Here is a 17,301-nt window from a genome sequence, read left to right on the forward strand (position 1 = left end):
GGGCGCACGGGCCGGACGGGCCGGAGGCGCGGGCGGGTGCTCCGCCCGCGCCTCCGGCCCGCACCGGTCGCACCGGTTCGCCGCTGTCCGTACCGTCCGCGCTGTCCGTCGCGGCTCTAGAGGATGCGGGTGAGCTTGGCCGAGAAGCCCGGCTCGGTAAGGTCGTTCTGGAGGGCGACCGGCACCTTGACCGCGCCGTCCGTGCCGTCGCCGACCGTGAGGGTGCCGACCTTGGTGCCCGCCTTCGCGGTGTGCGGCACGTCGTCCGCCTCGAACGACAGCTTCACCTTGAGCCCCGCCCAGCCGACGGCCGCGACGTCCTTGGTGACGACGACGGGCGTCTTCCCGCCGAGCTTGTCGTCCACGTACCCGACGACCTGGCCCTTCTTGAGGATCGTCGCCGACTTCAGCGCGGACTGCGCGGACGTCATCGCCGTCTTGCTGACCGCGTTGACGGTGTCGATGATCGGCGCCGTGTGCTGGCCCAGGATCGCGCCGACCACGGTGACGGTCTCGCCGCCGACCTCCTTGGTGGCCGCGAACAGCAGGTTGCCGCCGGCCGCGGTGGTCGTGCCGGTCTTGATGCCGAGGGCGCCGTCGTAGGGGACGAGGTGGTTGTAGTTGCCCCACACCTTGCCCGACGGGTCGGTCCAGCTCGGCAGCTTGGTGATGGCCATCAGCGCCGGGATCTTCACCAGCTCGTTGCCCAGCTTCACCTGGTCCCGGGAGGTGGAGAGCGTCGACTCCTTCAGGCCCGAGGGGTCGGTGTACGTGGTGTTCGTCATGCCGAGCTTCTTGGCGGTGGCGTTCATCTTCTTCACGAACGCCGCCTCGGAACCGGCGTCCCAGCGGGCCAGCAGCCGCGCGATGTTGTTCGCCGACGGGATCATGATCGCCGAGAGCGCCTGCTTCTCGGTGAGCTTGTCGCCCGCCTTGACGGTGTTGAGGGTGGACTCGCCGTCCTTGTCGTAGCCGCCCTCCTTCTCCGCCGTCGCGTCGACCGGGATGCTCGCGCCCTCCTTGCCCACCTGGAGCGGGTGGTCCTTGAGCACGATGTACGCGGTCATCGCCTTGGCGACGGAACCGATGGCGACGGGCGTCTGCTTGCCGACGTCGCCCATCGTGCCGACGCCCTCGACGTCCATCCAGCCCTGGCCCTCGCTCGGCCACGACAGGGCGGCGGACTTGCCGTCGAAGGTGTACGAGTCGTCGGCGGTGAGCGTGAGACCGGGCGTCGGCAGCGGACGTACGGCCTGTGCGACCGCAAAGACCACGATGAGCAGCAGGACCAGCGGCGTCCAGATCTTGATCCGGCGCAGGGTCGTGCGGACCGCCGTGTCCGGCGGCGGCGGGGTGTTCGTCAGCTCGGCGAGCAGGTCGAGCGGCGGCTTCGGCGGCAGGGGCTGCTGGGTGGTGCGGTCCGCGCCGGGGCGGGGCGCGGACGGAGCGGCCTCCGCCGGCACGGGACGCGAGCCCCTGGTCGACGGGTCGTCGAGCGGCTTGAGCGCGACGAACTTGCTGGTGCGCTCGGCGGGGGACTCCTCGGGCGCGGCGGTCGCGTCGGTCCCGCCCGCCTTGGTGGTGCCGGGCATCTTCAGCATCGTGGTGGGCTGGTCGACGCGCGGTTTGTCGGGCCGGACGGCCTTGAAGGCGGTGGTGGGGTTGTCAACGGGCTTGCCCGCGGGAGCCTTTGCGGCACCGCCGCCGGCGGAGGGCGCGTCGGCGGGCGACACGTCGGAGGACCCGGCTTCGCCGTCGGCGTCACCCTCGGCCTCGTCGTCGTCGGCGCTGCCGCCAACCGGCTTGTCCGCAACGGGCTTTGCGTCCGTCGGCTCGGCAACGTCCGCCTCGGAAGCGGCAGTTGAGGCAGACCCGGAAACGGCACCTTGTGCGTCGGCAGGCTCGGAGTCGGTGGGTTCGGCGTCCGCGGGCTCGTCGTCGGCCGCGCCGCCGGACGGCGCCCCCGCCCCGGTCCCGGCGTCGTCCGCCGAGTGGACCCAGGCCGCGACGACGGCACGCAGTCGCTCGTCCTTGGGAGCGCCGGCGTCCTCGGCGGTGTCGGCATCGCCTTCGGCCGCCTCCGCCTCCGCCTTCGCGGGCGGTCCGGCTTCATCGTCCGCGTCGTTGGCGTCGTCCGCGTCGTCGGCGGCAGCCGCGGGGGCGCTCTCGGCGTCGCTGTGCGCCGCGCTCGCGGCCTGCACGCCCTCCTGCGCGCCCTCCGGTGCCTCCGCGTCCCTGTGGGCTTCCTGTGCCCGTTCAGGCCCGCGGGCGCCCGCTTCCCGCCCGTCCGTGTCCGAGTCCGCGTCGGTACCGGATGCGGCTTCCGCCTCCGCCTCCGCTTCCGCCCCGTCGAGAGGCTCGGGGGTGGTCGGCCGCGCGTCCTTCGGCTCCGCGTCCTGCGGCTCGCCGTCCTCGGGCTCCGCACCCTTCGGCTCCGCGTCCTCCGGCGCCTCCGCGTCCCGCAGCGACAGGACACGGGTCGCCGTGTCGACGCCGCCGCGCGCCGGGGAGTCCGTGGCGCCGGTGGCGCCCGCCGAACCGCCGGAGGTCCGCGCCATGGCGACCCGCGGATCACGCGGGGCGGACGCGGGGGCGGACGACGTGTCCGCCTGCTCTCCCCTGGCCTCGGGAACCGGTCCCGCGCTCCCCGACGTCGTTTCCGCCGACGACTCGCGCTGCTTCGACCTGTCGGGGGACTCGCCCGCCACCGATGCCTCCTCCATGCGCCGCACGTACCTCGTGCGCGTACCGAACCGTGAACCGCCGCCGGACACCGCGTCCTCTTCGCCGTCCGAACCATGTACCAGTGTCCTGTGTGCGGGCTTAACCCACGTGGTAGACGAGAACGACATATCTACCGGTTCCCTAACAAACAGGTCACGCACCCTCGACAGACCAATGTGAGAGGGGTCACCCTGTCATTCATCCACGCGGGGAGGCATGGATGGGCAGGAGCCGCAGAACAATTCCGGAAGAGCTTCTACTGCTCGCACTGGACCCGACCACGGGTACCACTGCGCAGCCGCAGTCGCTCGACCTCGGACTGGCCGGAGCGCAGCTCGTCGAGCTGGCACTGGCCGGACGTATAGCCCCGGACGGGGATCGTATCGCCGTGGTGGCGCCACGGCCGACCGGAGATCCAACACTGGACTGTGCACTGGAGTTGCTACGCAGGCGTGGCGCTCCGGTACGTGCGGTGAACTGGATCGGCGGGCCCCGGCTGGGGCTCCGCCAGACGTATCTCTCGCATCTGGAGCGGTGCGGCATGGTGCATGCCGTGCCGGGTCAGATGTGCGGGGTGCTGCCGACCACGCGTTACCAGGCAACGGAGACCGCCATCAGCCGGGAGATCCGAACCCGGCTCGATTCAGCGATCCGCACCGGCGTACCGCCGGACCCGCGGACCGCGGCGCTCGCCGCCCTGGCGCACGCGGTCGGCCTGGGCAAGCACCTGTATCCGGGCAACGAGGGACGATCGTCCCGCTCCCGGCTACGGGACCTGATCAGGCACGATCCGATGGGCGGCCTCGTGGCACACGCCGTGATGGACGTCCAGAACGGCGCCGCGGCCCAGCCGCGTCGCGGTCCCGCGGCGGCGGCAGCCCGCCCGACCGCAGGGGCCAGGCCGGCGCAGGAACCCGCACACGGTGTTCCGATGCAGCCGCGCCACGGATCGATGGTCCGCGCCGCGGTGCACTAGCGCGGTGCGGCGGGCGCACGGAGTCACGCACCTCCCCCGGTGCCCCTGACCCCGGTCCGCCCGCCGGCCAACCGGTTCCACCGCCGCGTCCGGGCGCCACCCGGACCGGTACGGCACGGCCCGGCGCGACCGGGCACCGCTGCCACCACCGCACCAACAAGGCACCACCACGCACCACTTGGCGCCGCCCCGGCGCCCGCGTCACCGCTCGGCACGACCCAACGGAACCACCAACACCCTCACCACCGAACGAACCGCTTCACCCGCAAGACCCGCACCACGCGCCGTTGACCGCCGCGAGAGCAGTCCCCAGAGACCCGTAACCGGGAGCCGCTGGTACGCGCGGGGTGGCAGGACCGTACGTCGGACGACACCACGGTCCCGCCGCCCCGCGCTGCCGCACCCCCGGGCGGGCACCGCGGCGGCCCGCGCCAACCCGTACGGCACCCGTACGGTCGGTCCCAACTCCCGTCGCAGAGCCGTGAACAGGCGCTCGTCGGTCGTAAGGGCGGCCGTATAAACGTCGTTCGCCAGCGGTAAGAAGCACCTTGGTGGCAGTCTGCTCAACAGCAGATACGCAAAGTCAGGGCATTGAGCCGGAGGTGCACGTCCGTGGTGTCCAATGTCAATCCCACTGTCAGGCGACGCCGGCTGGGCCAGGAACTGCGCAAGCTCCGTGAGCTCAAGGGCATGACGGCGGAGGAGGTCGCGGAGCGGCTCCTCGTGTCGCAGTCGAAGATCAGCCGCCTGGAGAACGGGCGGCGCAGCATCAGCCAGCGGGACGTCCGGGACCTGTGCGGGGTCTACGAGGTGGAGGACGTCCGCATCGTCGACTCGCTGATGCAAATGGCCAAGGATTCGCGCCAGCAGGGCTGGTGGCACTCCTTCGGCGACATCCCGTACAGCGTCTACATCGGTCTGGAGACCGACGCGGCCAGCCTGCGCGTGTACGACCCGCAGGTCGTGCCGGGCCTGCTCCAGACCCGGCAGTACGCGGAGGCGCTGATCGCCGGCGCCCTGCCCGAGACACCGTCGACGGACATCGACAAGCGCGTCCAGGTCCGGCTGCGCCGGCAGGAACGCATCACCGCGCCGGAGAACCCGCTGCGCCTGTGGACGGTGCTGGACGAGGCGGCGCTGCGCCGCGTCGTCGGCAACAAGTCGCTGATGCGCGACCAGTTGGAGCACCTGGTGGAGCAGTCGCAGCTCCCGCACGTGACCGTGCAGGTGATCCCGTTCGAGCTGGGCGCGCACCCCGGGCTCAACGGCCAGTACGCGATCCTCGAGTTCCCGGAGGCGACGGACTCCAGCGTCGTCTACATCGAGGGTGTCACCAGCGACCTCTACCTGGAGAAGGCGAACGACGTCGGCAAGTACAGCGTGATGTACGAGCACTTGAGGGCGCAGGCGCTGAACGTCGAGTCGTCGCGGCAGTTCATCGCCGACATCGCGAAGGAGTACGCCCGCTGAAGCGGCGGGTGCGGGGCGGCGGTTCCGCTCCGATTCCGGGATGTTGATCACCCATCCGGGCGAAGCGGACGCACCGTACACCGTCCGTCGGCCGGATGGGAAGACCCGGCGACATATGCCATCCGGTCGAGTGAATGCCCCCTTCGCCCAAGGGAGTTGGCGAGTAGCGTCGATCACGCCATCGAGGAACCAGCGTTGGCGCAAACCGTGCCGTGCGACCCCCGGGGGCCGCACAGTCCGGCGACAGCAACTCAACAACTGTTAATCCGGAGCGAAAATGGCAATTCGTCAGGGCGCCACGAACTCGTGGACCAAGTCGTCCTACTCCACCGGGAACGGCGCGTGCGTGGAGGTCAAGTCGCCGGTGTTCACGGCGCTCGACGTCCGGGACTCCAAGGTCCAGGACGGCCCGACCCTCTCGTTCCCCGCCGGCGCGTGGAACTCGTTCGTCGCCTCCGTCAAGGCGTGACCGCGGGATCTCCCGATCCCCCGATCCGCCCGAAGCCCCGACCGGGGCACGGCACAACTTCATAAGCACCACCGAAAGAGCCCTCTCGACCAGTCGCCGTCCTAGCCGAGGGGGCTCTGCGCTGCCCGCGAACGCCTCCCCGCACCGCGTGCGGAATGGCCTGTTCCCACCCCCCTCGCGTTCAGGTAGATGAACCAAGGTCAGAAAGCAGAACTATTTTGCCTGCTCTTGACCTTACGCTTCCTTGTCGTGCCCACGCTGACGAACCCACCATGAGCGGGCACTTCGCAGCCTTCCGCGCCCTCGTCCGGCTCGTGCGAAGTGGCAACCAGCTGAGCGGAGTTCACAAGGCGGACCGCGGGAAGCGGACCCTGGAAGGGGACACATGAACGGTCTCGACTGGGCCGTGCTCATCGGCTACTTCGGCGTGATGATCGCGATCGGTGTCTGGTCCCACAAGCGCGTCGACAACGTCAGCGACTTCTTCACCGCCGGCGGCAAGATGCCCTGGTGGCTCTCCGGCATCTCGCACCACATGTCGGGCTACAGCGCGGTGATGTTCACCGGGTACGCGGGCATCGCCTACACCTACGGCGTGACATCGTTCGTCACCTGGTCGTTCCCGATCGCGCTCGGCGTCGCCATCGGGTCCAAGCTGTTCGCGCCGCGCGTCAACCGACTGCGCTCGCGGCTGCACGTGGCGTCGCCCCTCGAATACCTGAAGAACCGCTACAACCTCCCCACCCAGCAGGCACTCGCCTGGTCCGGCATGCTGCTGAAGATCGTGGACGTGGCCGCCAAGTGGGCAGCGATATCAACCCTGTTGTCGGTGTTCACCGGGGTGTCCCTCAACCAGGGCATCCTCATCACCGGCGCCATCACCGCCGTCTACTGCACGATCGGCGGCCTGTGGGCGGACGCGCTGACCGAACTGGGCCAGTTCGTCATCCAGTTGCTGGCCGGCATCTCGATGTTCGTCGCCGTCGTCCTGAAGCTGGACGACCACGGCGGCTTCTTCGGCGCGTGGGACGAAGCGGCCCTGCACGGCCACGACAAGCCGCTCGTCGGCCCGTACGGGACGGTGTTCCTGCTGGCGTTCCTGTTCATCAAGCTGTTCGAGTACAACGGCGGCATGCTGAACCAGGCCCAGCGCTACATGGCGACGCGCGGCCCGCGCGAGGCCGAGCGGGGGGCGCGGCTGTCGGCGGCACTGTGGCTGGTGTGGCCGGTCGTGCTGTTCTTCCCGATGTGGATGTCGCCGCTGCTGGTGCACGCGCAGAAGCCGGACGGCTCCGACTCGTACGCCCTGATGACCGAACAGCTCATCCCGCACGGCCTGTTGGGCCTGGTGGTCGTCGGCTTCTTCTCGCACACGATGGCCATGTGCTCCTCGGACGCGAACGCCATCGCCGCCGTGTTCACCCGCGACGTGGCACCCGCCGTGTCGGAACGGGCCCGGCAGTGGGGCGAGCGGGCGGGCCTGATCGCGGCACGCGTGACGACCGTCGTCTTCCTCGGCCTGTCGATGGCGGTCGCCACGCAGGTCAACTCCCCCACGTTCAAGGACATCATCACCGTGGTCATCAAGTGGGTCGCCGGACTGATGGGTCCGATCGCGATCCCGATGATGCTGGGTCTGCTGCGGCCGTTCCGCCGGTCGGGCCCGACGGCGGCGCTCACGAGCTGGGCGCTCGGCCTCGTGGCCTTCTGGCTGGTCAACTACCCGATCAACTGGGCGGTGGACGGCGGGGTCCCGTTGCAGTACCAGGTCTCGGTGCCGCTCGCGGTGTCGCTGGTGCTGTACATCCTCATCGGTTACGTGAAGCCGGAGGACACCCCGGAGCGGGACGCCCTCATCGAGCGGATCAACACCGACGGCGACGACAGCGGTTCGGCCGCGGCGGCCGTACCCGCCCCGGCCGAGACGCCGGAGGACGGCACGGTGGCCGCGCGCGTGCAGGACTGACCGCCGGCGCGGGAGGTGCCGGCGCCTACCTCGGGTAGCGGGACAGCCAGCCCGGGGAGGCGCCGGCGGGGCCGTGCAGGGCGGGCCCCTGCGTCATCTCCATCGCGAAGTCGTCGGCGAGCACCAACAGCGTGGGACGGCCCTCCAGTTCGGCCAGCCAGGCCGGCGGGAGGGCCGTCTCGCCGTGCAGGGTGCCGAGCAGCCCGCCGGTCAGCGCGCCCGCCGCGGCGGACGGACCGCTGTGGTTGACCGCGAGGCAGAGCCCGTGCCGGACGTCGTCGGCGACGAGGGCGCAGTACACGGCGACGGCCAGCGTGGCGTCCGCGCCACCGCCCTCGGCGAGTTCCTCGACCCGGGCCGCCGTCGGCATCCCCTGCCGCACGGCGCCGAGCGCGTGCTGGAGCGCGTCGGACACGGGCCCGTGACCGGGCCGGGCGGCCAGCAGGGCCAGGGCGCGCTGCACGGCCGTGTCGAGATCGTCGCCCCGGGCCAGCGCGTGCACGATCACCGCGTACGCGCCCGCGCCGAGGTGCGCGACGGGGTGCCCGTGGGTCTGCACGGCGCATTCCACGGCGAGTTGGGCGACGAGCTGCGGCTCCCAGCCGACGAGCAGCCCGAACGGCGTGGAACGCGCGGCGGCCTCGGCACCGGGCTCGGCGGGGTTCTTGGGCCGGTCGAGGGTGCCCATCGTGTCGTCGCCGAGGCCGAGCAGCAGCGCGCGGGACGGATCGCGGCGCGCGTACAGCCACTCCTCGCGGGCGAGCCACCCGTCCTCCTTGCGGCGCTCGTCGGGGCCCCAGTCGTGCTGGGTGGCCGACCAGCGCCGGTACGCCCGGTGCAGATCGCTCGGCGGGTGCCAGGCGCCCGTGTCGCGCCGTACCTGCGCGCGGATCAGTCCGTCCACGGAGAACAGGCTGAGCTGCGTGAGATGGGTGACGGCGCCGCGCCTGCCGTGCGCGGACGCGAGATCGACGACGCCCTCCGCGCCGTGGGCCTCGCGGATGTCCGCCAGCCCGAGCGTGTCGACGGGTGTTCCGAGCGCGTCCCCGACGGCCGCGCCGAGCAGCGCGCCGCGCACCCGGCTGCGGAAGTCCTGCTGTTCCGTACGCCCCCAGACGGCCCCGGCTGTCGCACTCACCCAGACCTCCTCGCGGCACTGCCCGTACGTACGACAGCTCAGCACTGTAATCGACCGGGAACGTTCCGTTCAGGTGCCGGATCGGTCGTCGGCGTGTGGGTGCGGTGAACGGGTCCGGCCGGTCGGGGCGGGTTGCCCCGCGCGGGTCGTGTCCACCGTGAGAAGCAGGCGCGTGCCGCCGACCGGGGTGCCGACCGGAATACGGAAAGGGCAGGGGAGTTCAGGATTGACCGTGCGTGAACGGCGCTGCTAATTTCCGGCAGGGGGCTCGGCGCTGTCGACCATTTCGGCCATGTCGGCCGAAGGGGCGCACGAGGGACAATTTCAGTGACGCTTCCGGTCCGTTCTCGTCTCCGCTTCTCTCGCTCTCCGTACGCACGGTCCGTGCTGGTGAACCGGCCGGTGGGCGCGTGAGGTTCCGCACCGCGTTCCGCAGCGGGATCGCGCCGTGGGCGGCACCCTTTCTCCTTCTGCTGACCGCCGCCTTCTACACGATCGGGCGGCAGAACCATCCCGGCGAATACCACCATTACGCGCCGACCATTGTCGCCGAGGCACTGAACTCCCTTTATCCGTTCGCCTATGCGTCGGCCGCCGCTCTCGCGTGCTGGGAAAGCGGGCGGCTGCGGAGTTCCGGGGTGTGGAAACTGGCGCCGGTCCGTTCGCGTCACCGTGTAGCGGTCAACGCCCTCGCGCCGGTCGTCGTCCTCGCCTGGCTCGTCCTCCTGCTGCCCTGTGCCCTGGCACTGGCCCTGGAGGCGACCGCGCCCACCCCGGGCAGCCTGCTGCTGCCGCTGGGCGGGGCGGTGCTGTGCGCGGCGCACGCGGCCGTGGGCTTCGCGGTCGGACTCGTGGCCCCGCGCGTCGTCGCGGCGCCGGTGCTGGCGGTGGCCGACTGGGTCGGAGTGTCGTTCACGATCGCGGTGGACCCCGCGTGGGCCCGGTACGTCTCCGGCGTCTACGGGAGCGTCGGCTTCGGCGAGCTGCCCACCCTCGCCTTCGTGGGCGTCCCGGTGCTGCTGGCCGGCTCCGTCGCGGTCGCGGTGCTGGTCCTGTGGCTGCCGCGCGGTGCGCTGTCCCTCCGGGTCCTGGCGGCCGCCGCCGTGGCCGTCTGCGGGGTGCTGGGCGCGTACCGGGCGGTGGCGGACTGGGGGTACCTGCCGCCGGAGAGCGGGGGCCACGCGCCGATGACCTGTGTGGGCACCGCACCGCGCCTGTGCGCGCCGACGGACGTCTCCACGGCGCTGCCGCAGGCCCGGCGCGACACCGTGAACGTACTCGGCACCCTGCGGGAGTTGGGCGTCACCACCGCCGGGCCCGCCCTGATCACCGACAGCTACACGGGTGCCGGCGGACGGGCGAGCGCCGCGGAGTGGCACATGAACCTCACCGGATACGTGCCGAAGGGCGACACCGGCTACCAAGTGGCCATCCGCGCACTGGACTTCAGGTGCGCCGAGCCCGGCGTCCGGCTCCAGCACGTCGTCCACCTCTGGGGCGCCGAACGGACCGGCCAGCGGGCGTCGTACGACAGGCGCCGCCGCGCCGAGGGGGACACCGCGCAGGAGGGACCCGTCGCCGCCACCGTCGACCGGCTGCTGGCGAAGCCGGACGCCACGCAGACGGCGTGGATCCGCCACGCGCTCGCCACGTGCGAGGCGGGTGCCGTATGACCTGGTGGTTCCGGGCCCGCCGGGCGGGCACGCTGCTGCCGCTCGGACTCGTCGTCCTCGGGGTCGGCCTGTACGCGGCGGGCGGCGGCACCGTGCTGCTGCCGTCCTTCGGGGGCGGCATGGCGACGGTGGTGCTGTCGGTGTTCGTCCCCGTGCCGCTGCTCGGGCTGCTGATGCTGTCCCTGGAGTCCGGGCTGCCCGCGGCGGAGGCGACGGCGGTCCGCTCCGTCGCCCGCCTCGACGTGATGCTCGTCGGCGCGGTCCTGGTGGCGGCGGTGCTGGTCTCGGGCCTCGTCGCGGCGGTGACGAGGTCGGACGCGGCCCTGGTCGCCGGACGCGACACGGTCTTCCTGACCGGGCTGATGCTGCTCGGCCGGGTCCGCATGGGCCGGACGGCGGTGCTGCTGCCGGTGGGCTGGCTGATGGCGTTCGTCCTCACGGGTTCCCGTGCGGGCAGGCCCCGTTCGTGGAACATCGTCGCCCTGCCCCCGGAGAGCGTGTTGGCGGCGGCAGCCGCCGTGTTGATGTGCGGCGCGGGCCTCGCCGTCCAGTCCAGATCGCCGAGGAGACGACCGGCATGACGCTCGAACTCACCAACTGCACTTATGCCTACCGGCGTTGGCGCCAGCCGGTGCTGCGGGACCTCTCCTACGAGGTCCCGGCCGGCCTGACCGTCCTGCTCGGTCCCAACGGGGCCGGAAAGTCGACGCTGTTGAAGCTGGCCGCGTCGGTGACCGTGCCGCAGCGGGGGCGCGTGACGCTGGACGGGACGGCGGCGGGCACGGCCGCGTTCCGGCGGGCGGTCGCCTGGATGCCCCAGGACGTCACCGCCGTACCGACGCTCACCGCGCGGGAGTACGTGGCGTACGTCGGCTGGCTCAAGGGCATGAACCGCGCCGACGCGTGGCGGGAGGCGGAGGGGGCCCTGTCCCGGGTCGACCTGACGGAACAGTCCGGGACCCGCACGGGGCGCCTGTCCGGCGGGCAGTTGCGACGCGTGGGCGTCGCGGCGGCACTCGTCCACGGGGCGCGGGTACTGCTGCTCGACGAGCCGACGGCCGGCATGGACCCGTACCAACGGCGCGTGTTCCGCGACGCGTTGAACAGCCTGACGGACGACGTGCGCGTCCTGCTGTCCACGCACGACGTGGCCGACCTGGCCGAGGAGGCGGACCACGTCACCGTCATGCACGGCGGCGCGGTCCTGCACCACGGCGACACGGCCGCGTTCCTCGCCCACACCCCGGCCGACACCCTCGCGGGGCGCGCGGCGGAGGGCGCGTACACGGCGCTGCTGCGGGGCCACGGGGTGGCCGCCTGAGGGCGGCGCGGGTTATCGCCCCGCGAACCCGATGAAGGCGGCCCAGGCGGGGGCGGTCACGGGGATGGCGGGGCGGGCGGTGTCCTTGGAGTCGCGAACGTGGATGCCGTGGGGCAGCGCGGCAACCTCCAAGCACTCGCCGCCCGCTCCGCTGCTGTAGCTACTCTTGCGCCAGGGCTCCCCGCCCAACACGTCTGTTTTCTCGTTCACCTCGCGCCCTCCACTCCTACTCGCCGACGAACCCAACGAAGCGGCTCCAGGAGTCCGGCCCGACGGCGACGCTCGGACGGGCCGTGTCCTTGGAATCGCGCACGTACACGGCGTAAGGGCAGACGGAGACTTCGACGCATTGCCCGCCGTCTCCGGTGCTGTAGCTGCTCTTGAACCATGTCGGGGCATCGGTGGGCTTCTCGACGTTCATGGCTCTCCGGATCTCTGGAAGAGGGGCGGAGCGTGCACGCGGGACGTGGACCTACTGAACCGCGAATCCGACGAAAGTCGCCCACGCGGCAGCGGTGACCGGAACAGCGGGGCGGTCAACGTCCTTCGAGTCACGTACGTAGATGGCATGAGGGAGCGCGGCGACCTCGACGCACTCCCCGCCTTCGCCACTGCGGTAGCTGCTCTTGCGCCAGGGCAACCGCTCGGCCGCACCCGCGGTCTCGTTCATGCCGTATCCCTCCTGCAACGGCCCCACAGGGGACAGAGTTCAGTCGGAAGGCGAGCCTGCGTCCACGAACCCGATGAAGTGGCTCCAGGTGGCAGGTCCGACTGCGAGGCTCGGCCGGCCGGTGTCCTTGGAGTCGCGAACACGTACAGCTTGCCTGCACGATGCGACCTCGACGCACTCGCCACCGGCCGCACCGCTGTAGCTGCTCCTGTGCCAGGACAATTCGCCGATCGCACCCGGGGTCTCGTTCATGTCACACCTCTCCAAGCAACTTCTCTACGTAGAACAGGGATTCGCACGGAGTGAGAGCCTGCGCCCGGATGATGCCGAAGCGCGATGCCATTGCCTGCACCTCCCGCCGCTCGGTGACCATTGTGCTGCGACCTTGCGCCTCAAGGTATGCCACCCGGTCTCCCGAATCCACGAACAGCAGAATGAATGGGCCGTCCACTCCTGCGTTGTCCTCGCGATCGAGTGGCATGACCTGGATCTCCACGTTACGAAGGGCGCCGACGAGCAGTAGATGCTCCAACTGCCCACGTGTGACCACCGGTCCGCCCAGCGGCCGACGCAGCACCGCCTCATCGAGCACGAAGCTGATCAGGGGCGCGGGCCTGCGGTCGAACACGACCTGCCGGGCGAGGCGGGCCGCGACCTGCCGCTCCACGGTCTCCTCGTCAAGCAGGGGACGTCCCATGCCGAACACTGCTCGCATGTACTCCTCGGTCTGCAACAGCCCAGGTACCGCCTGTGTCGCGTAGACCCACAGCTCACCCGCTGTCTTTTCGAGCCGCGCCGCGTCCCGGAAGAACGCCGGGTACTGCGCCCTCGCCACCTCCTCCTTCATCTCCGTCAACACCCCGGCCGCGTCGAGGACTTCGTCCGCCTGGTCGATGAACCTCGGTGGCGGGACCCGCCGCCCCTGTTCGTACGCCGCGATCGTGGAGACCGAGTAGCCCGTCAGCGCGCCGAACTCCGGGCGTTCCAGGCCCGCCCGTACGCGGAACCTCTTCAACTGCCGCCCGAACACCCGCAGGATGCCCGTGCCCGCGTCGGGCTCCGACTGCTCCCCCTCGTCGACCGTCTCGGTCATCCCCGCACCGCCTCCCTGCCGTCACGCACCCCCCCGCCTACACCCGCACACATGGCCACCCACAGCAACTCCCTGTGCGCGCACCGTGTCTGTTCACGCTAGGGCGCTCGCGTCACCGTGAGCCACATGAACAGCGGAATCTCCACCCAGCGGGTGCACACGCCCGAGTTCGCGATGGCCTTCACCTCCTCCACGCGCGGGGCGCGCCTCGCCCGGCAGCTGGTCTCGTACCGGCTCGACACCTGGGGCCACCCCTACGGCGGTGACGTCAACGACACCCTCACCGTGATCACGGCAGAACTCGCCGCCAACGCCGTACGCCACGGGCACGTCGCGGGGCGGGACTTCCATGTGCGGCTGACGTGTGGCGGCGCCACCGTGCGCGTCGAGGTCAGCGACACCCGTACCGAGCGCGTCCCCCTGCTGTCCGACCGGGAGCCGCCGGGCGACGCGGAGGCCGGGCGGGGCCTGCGCATCGTCGCGGCGCTCGCGACCCGTTGGGGCGTCGCCCCGCGCGAGGGCGCGCCCGGCAAGACGGTGTGGGCGGAGGTGCGCACCGCGTGATCACCCGTCCCGTGCTCAGTGCCGCCCGAGCAGGACCCGACCGCGGACGTGCTCGGCCCAGGGGTAGTCCGGCCGCAGTGCCAGGGCGTGGTCGATGTCGCTCAATGCCCCTTCCCGGTCGCCCAGTTCGAAGCGGGCGGCGCCCCTGCTCGCCAGGGCGGACGGGTAGGCCGGGTTGAGGGTGATCGCGCGGCCCAGTTCCGCGACCGACTCGGCGAAACGGCCCGCGAGGCGGTACGCGTCGCCACGTTCGGAGGCGACCCACGCCGAGTCGGGGGCGAGGGCCGCCGCGTGGTCGAGATCGGCGAACGCCCCTTCCTCGTCGGCCAGTTCACGCCGAAGCCGCGCGCGGCGCACCCGCGCCCACAGGTCGTCCGGGCGCAGGGTCAGCGCGTGGTCGAAGTCGGACAGTGCCTCCGTGCGGCGGCCGAGCGCGTGCCGGCAGACCGCGCGGCCGGTCAGGGCGGTGTTGTCGGCGGGGTCGAGGGCCACCCCCCGGTCGAAGTGGGCCTCGGCCTCGGCGAACCGGCCCGCGTTGCGGCAGGTCTCACCCCGCTCGACGGCAATCAGGACGTCGTCCGGGCTCAGCGCGTCGGCCCGGTCCAGGGCGTTCAGGGCTGCCTCGTAGTCCCCGCCCAGCCGGTGCGTGACCGCCAGGCCGTAGTGCAACCAGGCTGTTTCCGGAGCGAGTTCGACGGCCCGCTCGAACTCCGCGACCGCCCTCCCGTACTCCTCGGCGGCCCGCAGCTCCCTGCCCCGCAGGCCGTGGGCGCCCGCCCGGCAGGCCCGGTCCGCAACCGTGCCGGACAGGATGACGTCCATCGCGCCCGACACCCCGGACGCCTCGTCCGCGAGCGCCTCGCGCAGCCTGCGGCCCCAGTCGCGGAGCGCGCCCGCGTCGGCCGCCTCGCCCGCCTCCTCCAGGGCCCTCGCCCAGCGCTGCCCCTCGGTGCGCCACCGGCATGCCTGCACCAGTTCCGCCAGGGCCGCCGGGAGCGCGGCGGTGGGCCGCGCGCACAGCAGGTGGTAGGTGCGCTCCAGGCGCAGGGCCCGCCACGGCTCGTGGTCCCACACCGCGTCCGGGCGGTCCAGGCCCGCCGCCTCCTCGTCGCTCCAGCGGGCGAAGGCGGCGGCGAGGCGTTCGTGGTGGGCCGTCCAGTCGCGCGGCGCGTTGCGGCGCTGGAGGCGGAGCATCGGGCCGCGCACCAGGTCGTGGTAGCGGGTGCGGTCGCCGCGGTCGTCGAGGAAGGGGCGCCCGCGCAGCCAGCCGAAGAGGATGTCGGCGTCGCCGGGAGGGCAGTCGACGGCCACCCGGAACACGTCCAGGTCGAGGCGGCGGGGCAGGGCGCCCGCGAGCGCCGCCGCCCTGCGGACCGGGTCGTGCTCCCACTTCAGGAAGCGCTCCACGGCCGTGGCGCCCGGGTCGTCGACCGCGTCGGGTCCGGCAGGGCGCTGCTCGGCCAACGTCGAGACCAGCAGGGGCAGTCCACCGCTCAGCCGCAGCACCTCCGCGACGACCGGCTCCGCCACGATCCCCTTGTCCGCGAGCAGTCCGCGTGCCTCCGCCTCCGTGAACGGGCCCAGCGGCACGTCCGCGACGAAGTCGGCGAGGCCGCCCCAGCGGGCCAGGTCGAAGGGCTGCTGCCCGGCGGTGACGACCACGACGTTGGCGGGCAGTGCGCCGTGCCGGTCGGTGGTGACGACCTCGTGCAGCCAGCCGTCGAGCAGGGGGCCGGTCCGCTCGTACGTGTCGAGGAACAGGACGGTCCACGGGACCTCGGCGGCGACCCCGGCCAGCTCGTCGAGGAACACCGGGGTGAGGACGCTTTCCGGGGACAGCACCAGCCGCACGTCCTCCGGGGAGCGCAGCCGCGACGTGAGGCCCGCCCTCAACCTGTCTGCCACAAAAGCGAGTTGGGACGGGTCGACGGCGCCCGCGAAGGCTCCTGCCACCGGCACCATGCCGAGACCCACCAGACCGGCCCGGGCCACCGCGAGACTGCCGGGCGACGGCGCCCCCGGACCGTCCGGTGCCGTTCCCGTCGGCGGCACCGGCTCCGTCGTCGCGCCCGCCTCCGCCTCGTGGCGGCGTTCGCGGTGGGCGGCCAGCAGCCGGTCCAGTTCCCTGAACCGCGCTCCCTGCGGGTCGAGTTGGCGCGCGAGCGCCGCCATCGCCTCCGGCACGCTGCCGACGTTCTCGTCCAGGTACGCGGTGAGCGCGCCCCTCTCGCGGGCCGCCTGTTCCCACTCGCGGACGAGGAACGTCTTGCCGACGCCCGCGTTGCCGTGCACGTGGAAGAGGAAACGGTGCCGTTCGTCCTCTGGCGGCAGGTCGAAGTTGGCCCGGAACGCGGCACGTTCGGCGCCCCGGCCGACGAACCCGGCACGGCTGCGCTGCCGTATGAGCTGCTGCATCGACGGCCGCTGGTGCCGGTGCTGCGGGGCCACCGCACGTCCTTTCCTCGGACGGCGCCCTGGGCGGGCCAACTCCCCCTCCGGGCAACCGGGTTCACGGCAGCAAGTGTGGCCCGGCGGGCGGGCGGCGCACAGGAGTACGCGCCGCCCCGTCGCTACGCGACGACCACGACCGGCGTCCCCGCCGTCCCGAACGTCCACATGGCCGTGCCGTCGGCGACCTTCATGCGGATGCCGCCGGTCTGCGCTCCCGCGGCGGCCGGCGGGGGCGAGGAGCCGTCCACGGCGTTGGAGAAGGCCACGTTCACGCCGGAGGCGACACCGAAGTACAGGACGTGCTCGATCTGCACGCCGTCCGAGCCGGTGATGGTGCCCGTGCCGTGCTTGCCAACGGCGTACTTCCCGACCGCCGGGTCGACCGTGCCCGGCCACACCGTGAACGTCCGCGTGGCCTTGTCGCTCGCGTCGACCAGCCACACCCGGTGCTGCTTCAGCGCGTACACGATGCGGCGCCCGGTGCCGGAGCCGTCCGGGACGGCGGGCGGCGCGGTCTTCGTCGCGGTGGGGTGCGGGCTCGGGGACGCCGAGGCGCTCGCGTGGGACGCCGCGGTGGTGTGCGGCTGGGTGCCGTGGTCCGCCTGCACGGCCAGGGCGGCCACCGCCACGACCGCCCCCGCCGTCAGTCCGGTGACCCAGGCCCACGAAGGTATTCCGCCAGGCACGGGCAGACATCTCCTCGGCTATCGAAGCTACTGACCCCCATGGGCGGGGGCCCGATCATCGTACTGTGAGCGCGCTGTCGTCCGGTGCGCGCGGGCCCGC

The 17,301-nt window shown here is 72.1% G+C and carries 17 protein-coding genes; 8 read left to right on the forward strand and 9 right to left on the reverse strand.

Annotation, left to right across the window (positions count from 1 at the left end):
• Positions 1 to 116: 116 nt before the first annotated feature.
• Positions 117 to 2,723, reverse strand: coding sequence for a D-alanyl-D-alanine carboxypeptidase (locus tag ACFZA0_RS12830; RefSeq protein WP_391014810.1), 2,607 nt, complete (start codon positions 2,721 to 2,723; stop codon positions 117 to 119).
• Positions 2,724 to 2,944: 221 nt separating this feature from the next.
• Here ACFZA0_RS12830 and ACFZA0_RS12835 point away from each other — a divergent pair, with 221 nt between their 5' ends.
• From ACFZA0_RS12835 to ACFZA0_RS12850, 4 genes are all read left to right on the forward strand, one after another.
• Positions 2,945 to 3,700, forward strand: coding sequence for a GPP34 family phosphoprotein (locus ACFZA0_RS12835; protein WP_391014812.1), 756 nt, complete (start codon positions 2,945 to 2,947; stop codon positions 3,698 to 3,700).
• A 612-nt stretch (positions 3,701 to 4,312) separates the two neighbouring features.
• A complete protein-coding gene (locus tag ACFZA0_RS12840) occupies positions 4,313 to 5,170 on the forward strand; it encodes a Scr1 family TA system antitoxin-like transcriptional regulator (protein WP_391014814.1) in 858 nt (285 codons plus the stop codon).
• A gap of 277 nt (positions 5,171 to 5,447) precedes the next feature.
• Positions 5,448 to 5,639 (forward strand): DUF397 domain-containing protein, encoded by a 192-nt coding sequence (locus ACFZA0_RS12845; protein ID WP_391014816.1) that lies wholly within the window; start codon positions 5,448 to 5,450, stop codon positions 5,637 to 5,639.
• 385 nt (positions 5,640 to 6,024) lie between these two features.
• Positions 6,025 to 7,605, forward strand: coding sequence for a sodium:solute symporter family protein (locus tag ACFZA0_RS12850; protein WP_391014817.1), 1,581 nt, complete (start codon positions 6,025 to 6,027; stop codon positions 7,603 to 7,605).
• A gap of 25 nt (positions 7,606 to 7,630) precedes the next feature.
• Here ACFZA0_RS12850 and ACFZA0_RS12855 read toward each other — a convergent pair whose 3' ends face one another.
• On the reverse strand, positions 7,631 to 8,743 hold the full coding sequence (locus ACFZA0_RS12855; RefSeq protein ID WP_391014819.1) for an ADP-ribosylglycohydrolase family protein: 1,113 nt from the start codon (positions 8,741 to 8,743) through the stop codon (positions 7,631 to 7,633).
• A gap of 410 nt (positions 8,744 to 9,153) precedes the next feature.
• Here ACFZA0_RS12855 and ACFZA0_RS12860 point away from each other — a divergent pair, with 410 nt between their 5' ends.
• The 3 genes from ACFZA0_RS12860 to ACFZA0_RS12870 are packed head-to-tail and all read left to right on the forward strand — an operon-like array spanning position 9,154 to position 11,737.
• Complete coding sequence (locus tag ACFZA0_RS12860) at positions 9,154 to 10,416, forward strand: hypothetical protein (RefSeq protein WP_391014821.1); 1,263 nt, start codon at positions 9,154 to 9,156, stop codon at positions 10,414 to 10,416.
• Positions 10,413 to 10,997 carry a hypothetical protein gene (locus ACFZA0_RS12865; RefSeq protein WP_391014823.1) on the forward strand — a complete coding sequence of 195 codons (585 nt, stop codon included), beginning with the start codon at positions 10,413 to 10,415 and terminating at the stop codon, positions 10,995 to 10,997. The genes ACFZA0_RS12860 and ACFZA0_RS12865 overlap by 4 nt, the downstream gene beginning before the upstream one ends.
• Entirely contained in the window at positions 10,994 to 11,737 is a 744-nt protein-coding gene (locus tag ACFZA0_RS12870) for an ATP-binding cassette domain-containing protein (RefSeq protein WP_391014825.1), read from the forward strand. The genes ACFZA0_RS12865 and ACFZA0_RS12870 overlap by 4 nt, the downstream gene beginning before the upstream one ends.
• Before the next feature lie 12 nt (positions 11,738 to 11,749).
• On the opposite strand, the gene ACFZA0_RS12875 is transcribed toward ACFZA0_RS12870, so the two are convergent.
• Genes ACFZA0_RS12875 through ACFZA0_RS12895 form a run of 5 tightly spaced genes read right to left on the reverse strand, consistent with a single transcriptional unit; the run spans position 11,750 to position 13,500 of the window.
• Positions 11,750 to 11,947 carry a DUF397 domain-containing protein gene (locus ACFZA0_RS12875; protein WP_391014827.1) on the reverse strand — a complete coding sequence of 66 codons (198 nt, stop codon included), beginning with the start codon at positions 11,945 to 11,947 and terminating at the stop codon, positions 11,750 to 11,752.
• A gap of 16 nt (positions 11,948 to 11,963) precedes the next feature.
• Positions 11,964 to 12,158, reverse strand: a complete 195-nt coding sequence (locus ACFZA0_RS12880) for a DUF397 domain-containing protein (protein ID WP_391014828.1) — start codon at positions 12,156 to 12,158, stop codon at positions 11,964 to 11,966.
• 51 nt (positions 12,159 to 12,209) lie between these two features.
• Complete coding sequence (locus tag ACFZA0_RS12885; protein WP_391014830.1) at positions 12,210 to 12,407, reverse strand: DUF397 domain-containing protein; 198 nt, start codon at positions 12,405 to 12,407, stop codon at positions 12,210 to 12,212.
• Between the two features lie 39 nt (positions 12,408 to 12,446).
• Positions 12,447 to 12,659 carry a DUF397 domain-containing protein gene (locus tag ACFZA0_RS12890; RefSeq protein ID WP_391014832.1) on the reverse strand — a complete coding sequence of 71 codons (213 nt, stop codon included), beginning with the start codon at positions 12,657 to 12,659 and terminating at the stop codon, positions 12,447 to 12,449.
• A 1-nt stretch (position 12,660) separates the two neighbouring features.
• Positions 12,661 to 13,500 (reverse strand): Scr1 family TA system antitoxin-like transcriptional regulator, encoded by an 840-nt coding sequence (locus ACFZA0_RS12895; protein ID WP_391014834.1) that lies wholly within the window; start codon positions 13,498 to 13,500, stop codon positions 12,661 to 12,663.
• Positions 13,501 to 13,626: 126 nt separating this feature from the next.
• Here ACFZA0_RS12895 and ACFZA0_RS12900 point away from each other — a divergent pair, with 126 nt between their 5' ends.
• Positions 13,627 to 14,064: an ATP-binding protein gene (locus tag ACFZA0_RS12900; RefSeq protein WP_391014836.1), complete on the forward strand. Its 438-nt coding sequence runs from the start codon at positions 13,627 to 13,629 to the stop codon at positions 14,062 to 14,064.
• A gap of 15 nt (positions 14,065 to 14,079) precedes the next feature.
• Here the strand turns inward: ACFZA0_RS12900 and ACFZA0_RS12905 are convergent, their stop codons facing one another.
• The gene (locus ACFZA0_RS12905) at positions 14,080 to 16,512 is read right to left on the reverse strand and encodes a tetratricopeptide repeat protein (protein WP_391014838.1); all 2,433 of its coding nucleotides are present in this window, start codon (positions 16,510 to 16,512) and stop codon (positions 14,080 to 14,082) included.
• Positions 16,513 to 16,634: 122 nt separating this feature from the next.
• Positions 16,635 to 17,201, reverse strand: a complete 567-nt coding sequence (locus ACFZA0_RS12910) for a hypothetical protein (RefSeq protein ID WP_391014840.1) — start codon at positions 17,199 to 17,201, stop codon at positions 16,635 to 16,637.
• Positions 17,202 to 17,301 lie beyond the last annotated feature (100 nt).

The organism is Streptomyces sp. NPDC008150 (genome assembly GCF_042956945.1).
Lineage (GTDB): Bacteria > Actinomycetota > Actinomycetes > Streptomycetales > Streptomycetaceae > Streptomyces.